This is a genomic window from Pseudomonas sp. Pseusp10 (assembly GCF_059492225.1).
Map to the genome: position 1 here is coordinate 3,390,708 of NZ_CP168528.1, position 15,269 is coordinate 3,405,976.

Sequence of the window (15,269 nt, forward strand, 5' to 3'; positions counted from 1 at the left end):
TCCGGACAACGCGATCCGTCAGACAGAGCGCGTAATCGTTGGCGTTCTTCGCGAGCAAGCTCGCTCCTACAGGAGGTGGGTTGAGAGGAAAAATTGTGTACCGATCATATTCACGCTGGATTCCCAGAGCCGCTTCACTGCTGCTCTGCCTGCTGTTCTGGCAACTCGCCGCCAGCCACCATTGGAACCTTGGCCTGGTGACCTTCGCCAACGTCCCGACACCCTTGGCGGTCATTGAAGCCGCCCTCGGCCTCGGCGACTCCGGCAAACTCGCCCAGCACCTGGGCAGCAGTCTCGGCCGGGTGTTCGCCGGTTACCTCGCGGCGCTGATCATTGGCGTGGCCGTGGGCCTGGCCATCGGCCGCTCGAAATGGGCCGAAGATCTATTGCTGCCACCCCTGGAAGTGCTGCGCCCGATCCCGGCGGTGGCGTGGATTCCCCTGGCGATCCTGATGTTCCCTTCGTCGGAATTGTCGATGGTGTTCATCACCTTTACCGGCGCACTGTTCCCGATCCTGCTCAACACCGTGCACGGCGTCGAAGGCGTCGACCCACGGCTGGTCGCCTCGGCGAAAAGCCTCGGGGCAGGGCGTCGGGCCATCCTGCTGGAGGTCGTACTTCCGGGCGCGGCGCCGAGCATCATCACCGGCCTGGCCATCGGCATGGGCACCTCGTGGTTCTGCCTGGTGACGGCGGAAATGATCTCCGGCCAATTCGGCATCGGCTATTACACCTGGGAGTCCTACACCATCCAGAACTACGCCGACATCGTGGTCGGCATGTTGCTGATCGGCGTGCTCGGGATGGGCAGCAGCCTGTTGATCAAACGCCTGGGTGGGTTCTTCACACCTTGGCATCGACCGCGAGGAAAAGCCTGATGAGCGTTTTTCAACACCTGGAAGGGCGTATCGATATACGCGGGCTGTCGATCAGCCTGGGCGAGGGCCACGGGGCTTTCGAAGCGGTGCAGGGCCTCGATTGCCAGATTGAACCGGGCCAGTTCGTGTGCATTCTCGGGCCGTCCGGTTGTGGCAAGTCCACCTTGCTTGGCGCCCTGGCCGGCCACCTGCAACCGCGCAGCGGCACCTTGAACGTGGATGGCGCGCCGGTGTCTGGGCCATCGCCACAACGCGGCATGGTGTTCCAGCAGCACACCCTGTTTCCCTGGCGCACGGTGCGTGACAACGTAGCGTTCGGCTTGAAAATGCGCGGCGTCGGCAAGGTCGAACGGCACAAGGCGGCGGATGAAATCCTCGCGCTGGTGGGCCTTGAAGGCTTTGCCGGGCGCTGGCCCGACCAGCTCTCCGGCGGCATGCAGCAACGGGTGGAAATTGCCCGGGTGCTGGTCAACCGTCCGCGCCTGTTGCTGATGGACGAACCCTTCGGCGCCCTCGATGCCCTGACCCGGTTGAACATGCAGGAACTGCTGCTGGACATCTGGACGCGCATCCGCACCACCGTGGTGTTTGTCACCCATGACATCGACGAAGCGCTGTTCCTCGCCGATCGCTTGCTGGTCATGAGCCCGCGTCCCGGCCGAATCATCGAAGACCTGCGCCTGGAGTTCCCCAGGCCGCGCAGCACGGAACTGGTGACCCGCCCTGAATTCTCGCACCTCAAGCGTCATTGCCTCGAACTCCTGCGGCACGAAGACGGTCGGCAGCTGCCGCGCCTGAACCCGCTCGGACTTCCCCCTGAAAACAAACTGCCGCGATTTGCCCTATGACCTCTCTATTCGATGTTACCGATAACGACGACATTCTTGCCCTGCAACCGCGCCTGACCGATGACGACCCCGGCGTGCGCCGGATCGCACTGATCGAGCTGGCCGATCTCGAGGAGCCGGACGGCCTGCAGTGGTTGATCGATCGACTGGCCGAAGACCCGAGTGCAGACGTTCGCGCCGAAGCCGCGCGGTTACTGGAAGCCTGGGAGGACGCGCCCGTGGTCGAAGCGTTGTGCCAGGCCCTGACGGATCCATCCCCGGCGGTGCAGGCGGCCGCTGCGCAAAGCCTCAGCTTGCTCAAGAGCGAAGCGGCGGGCCGGGTCATTCTGCCGTGGACCGGGCACGCCGACATCGGCGTACGCATTGCCGCGTTCCGAGCGTTGCGCGAGTTGCGTTGCCCCGATGCCGCCGACGCGGCTGCCCGGGCACTGGACGATGAAAGCGCCAGCGTGCGTCGCGAGGCGGTGGGCGTACTCGGCTGGCTCAAGCAACTCGATGCCTTGCCGGCACTGGCGCGGTTGGCCAGCGCTGACCCGGACACCGACGTGCGGCGTGCCGCCACCGGGGCGCTGGGCCTGGCGTCTGACGCACAGGTGCTGCCGGCCCTGCGCCAGGCCTTGCGGGACGATGCCTGGCAAGTCCGCGAAGAAGCCGCCACCACCCTGGGCAAGGTCGGCCATCCCGACGCCGGCCCGGCCCTGATCGACGCCTTGGACGACGATTACTGGCAAGTGCGTCTGCGCGCCACCCGCAGCCTCGGCCGCTTGCGTTTTGTACCTGCGCTCGATGCGCTGATCGACACCCTCGGCCACCGCATCAGCAACCTGCGCAAGGAAGCCGCGTTGGCCCTGGGCGAATTGAACGACCCACGGGCCATCGCGCCATTACAGGCCGCGCAACACGACGGCGACCCTGAAGTGCGCAAGGCCGTGCGCATTGCCTTGAGTCAACTGCAATGAATCCGCTGGCGGTGGGTAATTCGCAGGGTAGGCAGCTGCTGCGATTGAACTGGCCCGATGGCCGCGAACAGTGGCTGGACCACGCCGAGCTGCGTCGTCAGTGCCCGTGTTCGCAGTGCCGGGCGTTTCGTATGCGGGGGATGGCGCCGTTGGTGGATGCCCGGGTGCGGGTGATCGAACTGAATCCGCAGGGCTATGGCCTGCAACTGGTCTTCAGCGATGGCCATGAGCGCGGGATTTATCCGTGGGCGTATCTGGCACAACTCACCCCTTGAGCCACTGAAATCCAGTGTGGGAGCGGGCTTGCTCGCGAAAGCGGTGTGTCTGTCGATACTTCATTGGCTGATCCACCGCCGTCGCGAGCAAGCCCGCTCCCACAGGTTATCGACCAGATGATTGACGGTCCTTGCCAGGCAAAAGCCGAAAGAGTACAAATGTACTCCATGACGACTCTGACTCCCCGCCGTACCGCCATCCTGACCTTCATCCGCGATCGCATCGCCGAGCACGGTCAGCCTCCGAGCCTCGCTGAAATCAGCGAGGCGTTTGGTTTCGCCTCCCGCAGCGTGGCGCGCAAGCATGTGCTGGCGCTGACCGAAGCCGGGTTTATCGAGGTCAACCCGCATCAGGCCCGGGGCATTCGCCTGCTCGGGCAGCCGCCGCGTCCCGAGTTGCTGGACATCCCGGTACTTGGCCGGGTGGCGGCCGGTGCGCCGATCGGTGCCGATGCCGAGGTGCACAGCCGTTTGCTGCTTGATCCGTCGATCTTCTCTCGGGTGCCGGACTACATGTTGCGGGTCCGGGGCGATTCGATGATCGAGGACGGCATTCTCGACGGCGATCTGGTGGGCGTGCACCGCAACCCCGAGGCGCTCAACGGCCAGATCGTCGTGGCGCGGCTCGACGGCGAAGTCACCATCAAACGCTTCGAGCGGGTCGGCGATGTGGTTCGCCTGTTGCCACGCAACCCGGCCTACCGGCCGATCATTGTCGAAGCCGACCGGGACCTGGCCATCGAAGGCGTGTTCTGTGGCCTGGTGAGGCAAGGCTGATGGGGGCCGTCGTTGCGCTGGATACGCTGTTCAATGGTGGCCAGGTCTGGAAGGGCCGGCCTGCGCCACCGGCCGCCAGCCCGCAACCCACCGGGCATGCCGCACTGGACGCGGCATTGCCCAACGGTGGCTGGCCAGAGGCGGCGCTGACGGAAATCCTGTTGGCCGGGCAGGGGGTGGGCGAGTTGCAACTGGTGTGGCCGACGCTGGCACGGCTGTCGGCGGCGGGCGAGTGCATCGTGCTGGTGGCGCCGCCTTACGTACCGTACCCCCAGGCGTGGCAGAGCGCCGGGGTGGATCTGCGTCAGTTGTCGATCATCCAGGCCAGCGAGCGCGACGCGCTGTGGGCTGCGGAACAATGCCTGCGTTCGGGCAGTTGCGGCGCGGTGCTGTGCTGGCCACCCAAGGCCGACGACCGCGCCTTGCGCCGCTTGCAGGTGGCGGCGGAAACCGGCCAGACCCTGGCCTTCGCCTATCGCCCCATCGGTGAAGCGATCAATCCTTCGCCAGCGGCCTTGCGCATTGCCATCGATGCTCAACCGGCACAACTGCGCGTGCTCAAGTGCCGCGGCGGCCTGGCCCGTTCGGCGCCGATTGCCTTCGCCGTGGGGCATTGAGGTTGCCATGCGCTGGGTCTGCATTGTTTTCCCGCAATTGGCGCTGGACGCGGTACTGCGTCAGCGCGTCGACCCCGATGAGCCCCTGGCCTTGCTGACCGGCCCGGCCCAGCGCCGGGTGCTGCAGGCCGTCAACGGTGCGGCGCGGGCGCTGGGTTTGCGTCCCGGTCAGTCCATGAGTGCGGCGCAGGCCTTGAGCAAAGGCTTTGTCACGGCGGAATACGACGCCACCGAAATCGAACACTGGCAGCAGTTTCTCGCCGCCTGGGCCTACCGCTTCAGTTCCCAGGTCAGCGTGCATTACCCACGGGCGCTGGTGTTTGAAATCGAATCCAGCCTGGGACTGTTCGGCGCCTGGCCGCAATTCGAAGCGCTTTTGCGCCGTGAGCTCGGTGAGCTGGGGTTTCGGCACCGCATCGTGGCCGCGCCCAACCCGATGGCGGCGCGGGTGCTGGCCAACGCCTATGACGGTCTGGTGGTGCCGGACGATCAAGCCTTGCAGCATCACCTTGGGCAAATGCCCGTCGACCGGATCGGCCTCGAAGCACCGGTCGCCACGGCCTTGTCGCGCATGGGCTTGCGCACCTTGAGCCAGGTGCAGGCGTTGCCCCGACATAGCCTGGCCCGGCGTTTCGAGGCCCAGGTGCTCAAGCACCTGGATGCGTTGCTTGGCACGCGGCGGCTGGCGCTGGCGTTTTACCTGCCGCCGGACCGTTTCGATGTGCGTATCGAGCTCAATTTCGATGTGCAGTCCCATCAAGCCCTGCTGTTTCCGTTGCGCCGGTTGACGGGCGACCTGTCGGCGTTCCTCTGCGGTCGCGACAGCGGCGTACAGCGTTTCGACCTGCATCTGGAGCATGCCGGGTTGCCGGATACGGTCATCAAGGTCGGCCTGCTCAGTGCCGAGCGCGATCCGGCGATGCTCTTCGAGTTGGCCCGGGGGCGGCTGGAGCAAGTGCAGGTCGAGGCGCCGGTGCGCGGCTTTCGCTTGCGCGCCGAGGATTTGCCGAGCTTCGTGCCCCAGCATCAGGAACTGTTCGGCGATCGCCCGCAGCAGTCCTTGCCCTGGGAGCAACTGCGCGAACGCCTGCGTGCACGGCTGGGGGATGACGCGGTGCATGGCTTGCGCTTTCAGGCCGATCACCGCCCCGAGTGCGCGTGGCAGGCCAGTGCCGACAGCCAGCCTTGCGCGGTGCCGGCCGCGGTGAAACGGCCGGGCTGGCTGCTGACCGAGCCGTTGGCCGTGCATCAGGGCTCGGCGCGCATCCTCATGGGGCCGGAGCGTATCGAGTCCGGCTGGTGGGACGGCGGCGACGTACGCCGCGACTATTACCTGATCGAAACCCGTGCCGGCCAACAGGGCTGGGCCTACCGGGCGGTCGGTGAGGACGGCCCGTTGTGGTTGCAGGGCTGGTTCGCATGAGCCGCGAATATGCCGAATTGCACTGCCTGTCGAACTTCAGCTTCCAGCGTGGTGCCTCCAGTGCCCTCGAACTGTTCCAGCGAGCGAAAAAACAGGGTTATCAAGCCCTGGCGATTACCGACGAATGCACCCTGGCGGGCATCGTTCGCGCCTGGCAAGCGGCGAAGTCCGTGGAGTTGCCGCTGATTATCGGCAGTGAAATACGCATCGAGAACGGTCCGAAACTGGTGCTGCTGGTGGAGAGCCTGGAGGGGTATCAGGCGCTGTGCCGATTGATTACTCGCGCCCGGCGCCGCACGCAGAAAGGCCAGTACCAGGTGCTGCGCGAAGACTTCAGCGAACCGTTGCCGGGGCTGCTGGCATTGTGGGTGCCGGATGCAGTCGATGCCTTTGAACAGGGCCGCTGGCTCAAACAGGTCTTCGCCGAACGCCTGTGGCTGGCCGTGCAGTTGCATCGCGGTCAGGACGATGCCCGGCGCCTGGACGATCTGCTGACACTGGCCAGGGAATTGCGCGTTCCGGCCGTGGCCAGTGGCGATGTGCACATGCACGCTCGCGGACGACGGGCCTTGCAGGACACCATGACCGCGATCCGTCATCACCTGCCGGTGGCCGATGCCGGGTTGCGCCTGCACCCCAACGGCGAACGCCATCTGCGCAGCCTCGACGTGCTGCAGGCGCTTTACCCGCCAGCCTTGCTGGCGCAAACGCTGACCATTGCCCGGCGTTGCACCTTCGACCTCGGCCAACTGCGTTATCAATACCCCCGCGAACTGGTGCCGCAAGGCCACACAGCCACCTCGTGGCTACGTCATTTGACCGAGGAGGGCATTCGCTGGCGCTGGGGAAACGGCCCGACAGTCGAGGTGCTGAAGCAAATCGACAAGGAACTGCAACTGATTGCCGAGTTGGGCTACGAAAGTTATTTCCTGACAGTCCACGACATCGTCCGCTTTGCCCGCCAGCAACAGATTCTTTGTCAGGGTCGTGGTTCTGCCGCCAACTCGGCAGTGTGCTTCGCCCTGGGGATCACCGAAATCGACCCGGACCGCACCACGCTGCTGTTCGAACGTTTTCTTTCCAAAGAACGCAACGAGCCGCCGGACATCGACGTCGATTTCGAGCACGAACGCCGCGAAGAAGTCTTGCAGTACGTGTTCCAGCGTTATGGCCGGGCCCGCGCCGCGCTGACGGCGGTGGTCAGCACCTACCATGCAGCCGGTGCGGTGCGTGATGTGGCCAAGGCATTGGGCTTGCCGCCGGACCAGATCAACGCCCTGGCCGATTGCTGCGGTCACTGGAGCGATGAAACGCCGCCCGTGGAGCGGCTGCGCGAGGGCGGTTTCGACCCCGAGAGTCCGGTGCTGCATCGGGTGCTGAGCCTGACGGGGCAGTTGATCGGCTTCCCCCGGCATTTGTCCCAGCACCCCGGCGGTTTCGTGATTTCCGAGCAGCCGCTGGACAGTCTGGTGCCGGTGGAAAACGCCGCCATGGCCGAGCGCACCATCATCCAGTGGGACAAGGATGATCTCGACGCAGTGGGCCTGCTCAAGGTCGATATCCTGGCGCTGGGCATGCTCAGCGCGATTCGCCGATGTTTCGATCTGCTGCGCCGGCACCGGAGCCTGGACCTGAGTCTGGCGACCATCCCGTCCGAGGATGCGGCCACCTACGAAATGATCGGTCGGGCCGACACCATCGGCGTGTTCCAGATCGAGTCCCGGGCGCAGATGTCGATGTTGCCAAGGCTCAGGCCGAAGACGTTTTACGATCTGGTGATCGAGGTCGCCATCGTTCGGCCGGGGCCGATCCAGGGCGGCATGGTGCACCCGTACCTGCGGCGACGGAACAAGGAAGAACCGGAGGCGTATCCGTCGCCGGAACTGGAAGTGGTGCTCAAGCGCACCCTCGGCGTGCCGCTGTTTCAGGAACAGGTGATGCAGATCGCCATCGTCGCCGCCGACTACAGCCCCGGCGAGGCCGATCAGCTACGCCGCTCCATGGCCGCGTGGAAACGCCATGGCGGGCTCGAGCCGCACAAGGAGCGGCTGGCCGCCGGGATGAAAAAAAACGGCTACACCGCCGAGTTTGCCGCGCAGATTTTCGAGCAGATCAAGGGGTTTGGCAGCTATGGTTTTCCCGAGTCCCACGCGGCCAGTTTTGCCTTGCTGACGTACGTCAGTTGCTGGTTGAAATGCCACGAACCGGCGGCCTTCGCCTGTGCGCTGATCAACAGTTGGCCCATGGGGTTCTACAGCCCGGACCAGATTCTGCAGGACGTCCGGCGCCATCATTTGCAGGTTCGCCCGGTGGACGTGTGTGCCAGTGACTGGGATTGCAGCCTGGAGCCGATCAGCGCTGCGCAACCGGCGATTCGCTTGGGGCTGCGCATGATCAAGGGCTTTCGCGAGGACGATGCCCGACGCATCGAAGTGGCTCGTTCGAAAGGGGCGTTCGCCGACATCGCCGATCTCGGCGAGCGGGCGCGGCTCGATGCCCGTGCCCAGGAGCAACTGGCCGATGCCGGCGCGTTGCGTGGCCTGGCCGGCGACCGGCACCGGGCACGCTGGGAAGTGGCCGGAGTACAAAAGCAGCTGGGTTTGTTTGCCGGCCTGCCGCGCCAGGAGGAAGACGCGGTGGCGTTGCCCAAGCCCACCGTGGGCGAAGACCTGCAAGCCGATTACGCCAGTGTCGGCACCACCCTCGGGCCGCATCCGCTGGCCCTGTTGCGTGGTGAGTTGAAGGCGCGGCGCTGCCGCAGTTCCAAGGAGTTGCTGGAAGTAGAGCACGGTCGGCCGGTCAGCGTCGCCGGGCTGGTCACCGGCCGGCAACGCCCGGCCACCGCCAGCGGCGTGACGTTCGTCACCCTTGAGGACGAGTTCGGCAACGTCAACGTGGTGGTCTGGCGCGACTTGGCCGAGCGGCAACGCCAGGTGTTGGTCGGCTCGCAACTGCTCAAGGTCGATGGACGCTGGGAGAAGGAGGGCGAGGTGCGGCATCTGATTGCCGGGCGCTTGAGTGATCTGAGTTCGTTGCTGGATGGGATCACTGTGCGTAGCCGGGATTTTCACTAATACCGCAATTCCTGTGGGAGCGAGCTTGCTCGCGATAGCGGTGTATCAGACAAGTTAATATTGAATGTGCCGACGCCTTCGCGGGCAAGCCCGCTCCCACAGGTTTTGTGCAGCAGCGGCTTACTTGGCCAGCGGCCAAAACCGCTCCCCGCCCCCCGGTGCATCCGTCCACGCCTGCAACGACCGCGTCGGCAGATCGAAATAATCCCGTGTGCGCGCATACCCATGACCACCCATCCGTCCAATTGCATCAAGCCCCAACTGATCGATGTACAGGGTTTTCGGATCGATCAGTTCGTCACGCACATGCGCCATCAGCACTTCACCAAAGATGATCTCCCGGGATTGGCCGATGGACAGCGCCATCATCCGCCGACACTCCAGCGCCACCGGGGCTTCGCCGATACGCGGGCATTTGACCGTGGTGCCGGGGATGGCGGTGAGGCCGGCGGCGGTCAATTCGTCGAAGCCGGGGGCGAAGGGCACGGCGCAGACGTTCATGGCCTCCACCAGCGCGTCGCTGACGATGTTCACGGTGAATTCCTGGTTGAGCTGGATATTGCGGGTGGTGTCCTTGGGGCTTTGGTCGCCGTAATTTTCCACGCCCAGGGCGAGGATGGGCGGATCGGCCGACAGTGCATTGAAAAAGCTGAACGGCGCCGCGTTGACCCGGCCTTCGCCGTCGACGGTGGTGACCAGGGCAATTGGCCGTGGCACGACGCTGCCGATCAGAATCTTGTATTTGTCCCGTGGGCTCAGGGTGCTGAAATCGAAGCTTTGCATGAGCAGAAATCTCTAAAGAAGTGGATCGATCGCGCTCAGTGGCGTGTGGGCGCTGTAGTCGTCGGCGAACGGGATGGCTGGCTGGAACAGGCTTTTCCAGTCCGGTTGGCCAAAGGCCCGGTCGCTGTGACTGCGCATCAGTTTTTCGAATTGGCGTTGGGCCTGGCGTTGCAGGGCGGGGTAGTCGACGCCCTGGACCTGACCGTCGTGCATCACGCAGCGGCCGTCGATATAGCTGGCGATGCAGTCATCGCCGCGGCCGGCCAGAACAAGATTCTTCAGCGGATCGAAAAGCGGCCCCAGGTGCATCCCGTGCAGGTTGAACACAGTGATATCGGCCTTGCAGCCCGGTGCGAGGCGGCCGAGATCATCACGGCCCAGTGCCTTGGCGCCGCCGAGTGTCGCGGCGTTGTACAGATCCAGCGTGCTGGTCAGGTCGTTACCGCCCTCCATCAGCCGGGCGATGTTCAAACCCTGGCGCATGTTGTCCAGCAAGTCCGCCGGCCAGGTGTCGGTGCCCAGGGCGAAGTTGATGCCCTTGGCCCGATAGTGTCCAAACGAATTCAGCGCCTCGCCGTCCCGGGCAAATACCACCGGGCAATGCACCAGGCTCGCGCCGCCATCCACCAGCCGTTGCAGGTCATCATCGCCTCGGGTGTAGATACCGTGGGGCAGCAGGCTGCGCGGGGTCAGCAGCTCCAGGTGCTGCAACCAGCCCAGTGGCGAAGTGCCGCGCAGTTGCTCGACCATCGCTACTTCACCGAGACCCTGACAGCAGTGCAAACGCATCGGTGCGTTCAGTTCCTGGCTCAGCGCGGCGGTGCGTTGCAGCAACGCCGGGGTGCAGGTCTGGATGCGATCGGGCAGCAGTGCACCGCGAATCAGACCGTTATGCGCGCCATCGAAATCCCGGAAAAACCGTTCGGCGGCATCGAGCCCGGCCATGCCCCTGGCTTCGTCCCAGTGGTGCGCCAGGGTTCCATCGGCGCGCCAGTAACTCATGCCGCTCATGTAGCAGGGGCCGAGGTAGGTGCGCAGCCCCAACTCGGCCGCCACACCGGCTACCGCCGCAAACTCGTCGTAGGTCTCGGCCCACTCGCGGTAGTACATCGAGGTGATCGGCATGGCCGTGGTGATGCCATTGCGGATCAACTGGGTGAAGGCGTAGCGGTATTTGAAGACTTCTTCTTCGGGGCTGTAGCTTTCCCGCGATCCACGCGCCAGATATTCCGCCGACCACATCCGGCCCATGTCGCGCTCGTCGCCGTTGTCCAGGGTCAGCACCGTGGAGTCGAGGTCGCCAAGGGCATCCAGATCGATGAAGCCGGGACCGATCAGCGCGTTGCCGTAATCAATCCATTGATCCACCGACCCCGGATAACCGCGTCCGACAAACTCGATGCGTGAGCCTTCGAACACCACTTCGCCGTCGCGCCACAGCACATGCTGCATGCCATCGAAGCCGACCACGCAACTGGCCCGCAAGCCGATGCGCCTCACAGGCGGCTTTCCAGCAAACGGCCACCCTCAGCAATCAACTGACCCGCGCGATAAACCTGACGCAGCGGCCGCGCAACCACAGCTTCACCCAGTGTTTGCACCGGCATCAACAAGAAGTCCGCCGCTTGGCCGATCTCCAGGCGATTGGCTTCACAACCCAGCGCTTGGGCGCCGTTGACGGTCGCCGCTTCGAACGCTGCCGCCAGTTCTTCGTCTTTGTTCAAATCGAAACGGAACGCCAGCAACATCGTCCGTTCCAGCATGTCGCCGTTGCCCATGGGCGACCAGGCATCACGAATGCCGTCGGAGCCCAGGCACAGATTCACACCGGTTTCCCGCAGGGCCAGGAACGGTGGCACCGCGCAATCGGCCGGGGCCGAGCTCATCAGCGAAATACCCAGCGTCGCCAGGCGCTCGGCCACAGGTTTGACCTGGCTCCACGGTAACATCCCCAGGCAGTAGGCATGGCTGATCATCACCCGGCCTTCGCGGCCGAAGCGCTCGGTGTAGTCGGCGATCAGGGCGATCTGCCACAGGCCCAGCTCACCCTTGTCGTGCAGGTGTATGTCGACGCCACGGTCGAACTCGCTGGCCAGTTTGAAGACGAAATCGAGTTGTGCGATGGGGTCATTGTCGATACCGCACGGGTCCAGGCCACCGACGTTCTCCACGCCCAGGGCCATCGCTTCGCGCATCAGTTCGGCGGTGCCGGGGCGGCTGATGAGGCCGGTTTGCGGGAACACCACCAGTTGCAGGTCAATCAGGTCGCGGTAGTTTTCACGCAGTTGCTGCATGGCCTCGACATGACGCAGGCCGAATTCCGGGTCAATGTCGACATGGCAACGCATGGTCAGCGAGCCACGGGCGATGCAGTTTTCCAGCAGGGCACCGGCCCGTTGCGCGATGGGGGTGGTGACTTCACGCAGAATGCGCCTTTCGTTGGCAATGTAGTCCTTGAGGGTCGGGCCGGCGCTGTTGGGGCGCCACGGTTGACCCCAGAGGGTTTTGTCCAGGTGTACGTGGCTTTCCACCAGTGCGGGGGTGAGCAACTGGTTCTGGCCGTCGATGTCGGTGGCCAGCAGCTCGGTAGTCGAGGCCGGGCGACGCAGGGTGAACCGGCCGTTTTCGATCAGCAGGTCTTCGGCGGGGGCGCCGTAGGGGCGCACGTTGCGCAGCCAGCGGGGTTGATTCATTGCAAACCTCAATTTTTATGGTGTCTGGACGGGCCTCATCGCGAGCAAGCTCGCTCCCACAGGGATTTTGTGAACGCCGAAGATCCACTGTGGGAGCGAGCTTGCTCGCGATGGCCGCGACTCGGTTTCAAGTCAAACAATCAGCCCTTGAGCTTGGCCCAGATCCGGTCCTGCAGCTCACGCGCCTTGTTGCTGCATTCCTTTTCCGGGCGCAGGCGCGAGGCGAATTCGTCGGGCATGTTGATGGCATCCATCACCCGCCATTTGGCGTCGATCAGCTTGTCGCTCTGGATGCCGTTGTCGTAGGCGATGGCATTGGACACGGCGGCGGCGTTTTCCGGTTTCATCATCCAGTCGATGAAGATTTTTGCGTTGCCGGGGTGGGGCGCGCTTTTCGGTACGGCGAAGTTGTCCTGGAACATCGCCAGGCCTTCACGCGGGTAGACGTACTTGATGGTGCTCTTCTGCAAGGTGGCCCGGGCGGTGGAGCCGTTCCAGTTTTGCATCATGATCACTTCACCGGAGGCCATGCGGTCGACGGTGTTGTCCGAGCTGTACATCTTCAGGAAGGGTTTCTGTTTTTGCAGCAGTTCGAGGATGCGCTTGGCGTCCTGCGGGTTTTCGCTGCATTCGTCGACATTCAGGTAGTGGCTGGCGGCGTTGATCACGCTGCTGGAGGTGTCGAGGGCGGCGAGTTGGCCTTGCAGTTCCTTGCGTGGCTCGAAGAACTCTTTCCACGAGTCGTCGAGTTTGCCGCCAGGCACCCGGGCGCTGTCATAGGAGAACCCGGTGGTGCCCCACAGGTACGGTGCCGAGAACTTGCGGCCAGGGTCGAAGCCCGGGTCGCGGAACGCCGGTTTGACGTACTGGAAGTTGGGCAGGGTCGAGGCGTCGATTTCCAGCAGCAGGTCCTGGTTGATCAGGGTGCGCATGATCGATTGCGACGGCACGATCACGTCATACGCGGCGCCGCCGGCCTGCAACTTGGCCAGCAGGGTTTCGTTGCTGTCGTAGCCGTCCATGGTGACCTTGATCCCGGTCTCCTTTTCGAACTTGGCCAGCAGGTCGACCGGGTAGTAGTCGGTCCAGTTGTAGAAGAACAGCTCCTTGGGCTCGGCGGCCTGGGCGCTGAACGTAGTGAACGCGGTGAAGCAACTCAAGGCCAGACCGGCAACGGCGAAACTGGCAGCAGCAAAACGGGGGCTTTTCACTTTCTTGCTCATAAAGAAGTCTCCAGGCTTATTGTTGTTTGCCGCGCTGTCCCAGCCAGAAGGCCAGCACCACCAGCACGATGGAAATCACCAGCATCAGGGTCGAGATCGCATTGATCTCCGGCGTCACGCCGGCCTTGATCGCCGAGAAGATGTACACCGGCAGGGTCGTCGAACCGGGACCTGCGACGAAGAAAGTCATGATGAAATCGTCGAGGCTGACCACGAACGCCAGCACCGAACCGGACAGCACCGCCGGCCACAGCAACGGCAAGGTCACCCGGCGAAACACCTGCCACGGGTTGGCGTACAGGTCGTTCGCCGCTTCCAGCAGGCTCTTGTCCAGGTCGTTGAGCCGTGCACGAATCGGCAGGTAGGCAAAGGGAATGCAAAAGCCGATGTGCGCAACGATCACCGTCAGCAAACCGAGCTTGATCCCCAGTGCCATGAACAGCAGCAGGGTGGCCACGGCTGTGACGATCTCCGGCAGGATCAGCGGCAGGTTGATCCCGCCCTCGACCATTTTCTGTCCGTAGAACGGCCGGTAAGTCGCCAGCGCCGCGAGCAACGCAATGGCCGTGGCGCAGACCGTGGCGATGCTGGCGACGATAATCGAGTTCAGCGCCGCGGTCTGGATCGACGGGTTGGCCAGGATTCGCCCGTACCAGTCGAACGAGAACTCGGTCCATACCGTCGCCGAGCGGTTGGCGTTGAAGCTGTAGGCGATCAACACGAAAATCGGCAGATACAGATAGGCCAGCATCAGCAGACTGACTTCACGGGTCAGGGGCAGTTTTTTCAGGTGCAGGGCAATCATGCTTGGGCTCCCCGACGCAGGGTCTTGGCGGCATTGCGGCTATAGAGGGCGTAGAGCACCAGGGACAGCAGCATGATCCCCAGCAACAGGAACGACAGCGAACTGCCCAGGGGCCAGTTGCGTGCGGTGCCGAATTGCTGCTGGATCAGGTTGCCGATCATCAACGTCTTGCCACCGCCGAGGATCGCCGGAGTAATGAACGCACCCAGGCTTGGCACGAACACCAGCAAGGCACCTGCAATCACGCCCGGCATCGACAGCGGCAGGATGATCCGGCGCAACGCGTGCCAGCGGTTGGCACCGAGGTCGTAGGCGGCTTCCACCAGACGCCAGTCGAGTTTTTCCAGGGTCGAGTAGATCGGCAGGATCATGAACGGCAGGAAGCTGTAGACCAGGCCGACGCTGACCGCGAAGTCGTTGTAGAGCAGGGTGATGCCACCGGCTTGCGGGAACAGCGCGTTGAGGCTCTGGGCGACCCAGCCGTGTTCACGCAGGATGATCAGCCAGGCATAGTTGCGGATCAGCAGGTTGGTCCAGAACGGGATGGTGATCAGCAACACCATCAGGTTGCGCCGACGGGGTGTCAGGCTCGACATCCACAACGCCACCGGAAAACCGAACAGGAAACACAACACCGTGGTGCCACCGGCCTGGAACACCGAGCGCAACAACGCTTGGGCGTAGACCCAGTTCAGTTCCAGTTCACCGTCGAAACCTTCCTGGAAAAACAGCTGCACGTAACTTTGCAATTGCCAGTTGGCCTGCCAGTCGACGCCACCGTAGACGTTGCGTGGCAACAGGCTGATGTAGCCCATGATGCCCAGCGGAATGGCGATCAGGGCCAGGAGGGTCAGAACCACCGGGCTGAGCAGCAGCGCACGGTTGAGAGCTGGGGAAGTGCTGCTGACGCTCAT

The 15,269-nt window shown here is 63.8% G+C and carries 14 protein-coding genes; 8 read left to right on the forward strand and 6 right to left on the reverse strand.

Translation table 11 applies throughout. The annotated features are described in order from the left end of the window. Positions 1-95: 95 nt before the first annotated feature. The 8 genes from ACEN8Z_RS15320 to ACEN8Z_RS15355 all read left to right on the forward strand — a co-directional run bounded on the left by ACEN8Z_RS15320 (position 96) and on the right by ACEN8Z_RS15355 (position 8,851). Entirely contained in the window at positions 96-878 is a 783-nt protein-coding gene (locus tag ACEN8Z_RS15320) for an ABC transporter permease (protein WP_495594731.1), read from the forward strand. Continuing rightward, the gene (locus ACEN8Z_RS15325) at positions 878-1,726 is read left to right on the forward strand and encodes an ABC transporter ATP-binding protein (protein WP_495594732.1); all 849 of its coding nucleotides are present in this window, start codon (positions 878-880) and stop codon (positions 1,724-1,726) included. Before ACEN8Z_RS15320 ends, ACEN8Z_RS15325 begins: the two co-directional genes overlap by 1 nt. Next, a complete protein-coding gene (locus ACEN8Z_RS15330) occupies positions 1,723-2,685 on the forward strand; it encodes a HEAT repeat domain-containing protein (RefSeq protein WP_495594733.1) in 963 nt (320 codons plus the stop codon). Before ACEN8Z_RS15325 ends, ACEN8Z_RS15330 begins: the two co-directional genes overlap by 4 nt. After that, positions 2,682-2,960, forward strand: a complete 279-nt coding sequence (locus tag ACEN8Z_RS15335) for a DUF971 domain-containing protein (protein WP_495594734.1) — start codon at positions 2,682-2,684, stop codon at positions 2,958-2,960. Before ACEN8Z_RS15330 ends, ACEN8Z_RS15335 begins: the two co-directional genes overlap by 4 nt. Before the next feature lie 159 nt (positions 2,961-3,119). After that, a complete protein-coding gene (gene lexA, locus ACEN8Z_RS15340) occupies positions 3,120-3,737 on the forward strand; it encodes a transcriptional repressor LexA (RefSeq protein ID WP_008016176.1) in 618 nt (205 codons plus the stop codon). Then, positions 3,737-4,354 carry a translesion DNA synthesis-associated protein ImuA gene (imuA, locus tag ACEN8Z_RS15345; protein WP_495594735.1) on the forward strand — a complete coding sequence of 206 codons (618 nt, stop codon included), beginning with the start codon at positions 3,737-3,739 and terminating at the stop codon, positions 4,352-4,354. Before lexA ends, imuA begins: the two co-directional genes overlap by 1 nt. A gap of 7 nt (positions 4,355-4,361) precedes the next feature. Next, positions 4,362-5,777 (forward strand): Y-family DNA polymerase, encoded by a 1,416-nt coding sequence (locus ACEN8Z_RS15350; RefSeq protein WP_495594736.1) that lies wholly within the window; start codon positions 4,362-4,364, stop codon positions 5,775-5,777. After that, positions 5,753-8,851: an error-prone DNA polymerase gene (locus ACEN8Z_RS15355; protein WP_495594737.1), complete on the forward strand. Its 3,099-nt coding sequence runs from the start codon at positions 5,753-5,755 to the stop codon at positions 8,849-8,851. Before ACEN8Z_RS15350 ends, ACEN8Z_RS15355 begins: the two co-directional genes overlap by 25 nt. A 120-nt stretch (positions 8,852-8,971) precedes the next feature. On the opposite strand, the gene ACEN8Z_RS15360 is transcribed toward ACEN8Z_RS15355, so the two are convergent. From ACEN8Z_RS15360 to ACEN8Z_RS15385, 6 genes are all read right to left on the reverse strand, one after another. Continuing rightward, complete coding sequence (locus ACEN8Z_RS15360; RefSeq protein WP_007995928.1) at positions 8,972-9,634, reverse strand: flavin reductase family protein; 663 nt, start codon at positions 9,632-9,634, stop codon at positions 8,972-8,974. 12 nt (positions 9,635-9,646) lie between these two features. Beyond that, complete coding sequence (locus tag ACEN8Z_RS15365; protein ID WP_495594738.1) at positions 9,647-11,134, reverse strand: amidohydrolase family protein; 1,488 nt, start codon at positions 11,132-11,134, stop codon at positions 9,647-9,649. Further along, the gene (locus ACEN8Z_RS15370) at positions 11,131-12,327 is read right to left on the reverse strand and encodes an amidohydrolase family protein (RefSeq protein ID WP_495594739.1); all 1,197 of its coding nucleotides are present in this window, start codon (positions 12,325-12,327) and stop codon (positions 11,131-11,133) included. Before ACEN8Z_RS15370 ends, ACEN8Z_RS15365 begins: the two co-directional genes overlap by 4 nt. A 140-nt stretch (positions 12,328-12,467) precedes the next feature. Next, positions 12,468-13,550, reverse strand: a complete 1,083-nt coding sequence (locus ACEN8Z_RS15375) for an extracellular solute-binding protein (protein ID WP_442099483.1) — start codon at positions 13,548-13,550, stop codon at positions 12,468-12,470. 16 nt (positions 13,551-13,566) lie between these two features. Next, positions 13,567-14,355: an ABC transporter permease gene (locus ACEN8Z_RS15380; RefSeq protein WP_057714357.1), complete on the reverse strand. Its 789-nt coding sequence runs from the start codon at positions 14,353-14,355 to the stop codon at positions 13,567-13,569. Then, positions 14,352-15,269, reverse strand: coding sequence for an ABC transporter permease (locus ACEN8Z_RS15385; RefSeq protein ID WP_007995937.1), 918 nt, complete (start codon positions 15,267-15,269; stop codon positions 14,352-14,354). Before ACEN8Z_RS15385 ends, ACEN8Z_RS15380 begins: the two co-directional genes overlap by 4 nt.

Coding starts and splice junctions, on each gene's coding strand:
- ACEN8Z_RS15325 (WP_495594732.1), top strand. CDS start 878: ATGAGCGTTTTTCAACACCTGGAAGGGCGTATCGATATACGCGGGCTG.
- ACEN8Z_RS15330 (WP_495594733.1), top strand. CDS start 1,723: ATGACCTCTCTATTCGATGTTACCGATAACGACGACATTCTTGCCCTG.
- ACEN8Z_RS15335 (WP_495594734.1), top strand. CDS start 2,682: ATGAATCCGCTGGCGGTGGGTAATTCGCAGGGTAGGCAGCTGCTGCGA.
- lexA (WP_008016176.1), top strand. CDS start 3,120: ATGTACTCCATGACGACTCTGACTCCCCGCCGTACCGCCATCCTGACC.
- imuA (WP_495594735.1), top strand. CDS start 3,737: ATGGGGGCCGTCGTTGCGCTGGATACGCTGTTCAATGGTGGCCAGGTC.
- ACEN8Z_RS15350 (WP_495594736.1), top strand. CDS start 4,362: ATGCGCTGGGTCTGCATTGTTTTCCCGCAATTGGCGCTGGACGCGGTA.
- ACEN8Z_RS15360 (WP_007995928.1), bottom strand. CDS start 9,634: ATGCAAAGCTTCGATTTCAGCACCCTGAGCCCACGGGACAAATACAAG.
- ACEN8Z_RS15370 (WP_495594739.1), bottom strand. CDS start 12,327: ATGAATCAACCCCGCTGGCTGCGCAACGTGCGCCCCTACGGCGCCCCC.
- ACEN8Z_RS15375 (WP_442099483.1), bottom strand. CDS start 13,550: ATGAGCAAGAAAGTGAAAAGCCCCCGTTTTGCTGCTGCCAGTTTCGCC.
- ACEN8Z_RS15380 (WP_057714357.1), bottom strand. CDS start 14,355: ATGATTGCCCTGCACCTGAAAAAACTGCCCCTGACCCGTGAAGTCAGT.
- ACEN8Z_RS15385 (WP_007995937.1), bottom strand. CDS start 15,269: ATGAGCGTCAGCAGCACTTCCCCAGCTCTCAACCGTGCGCTGCTGCTC.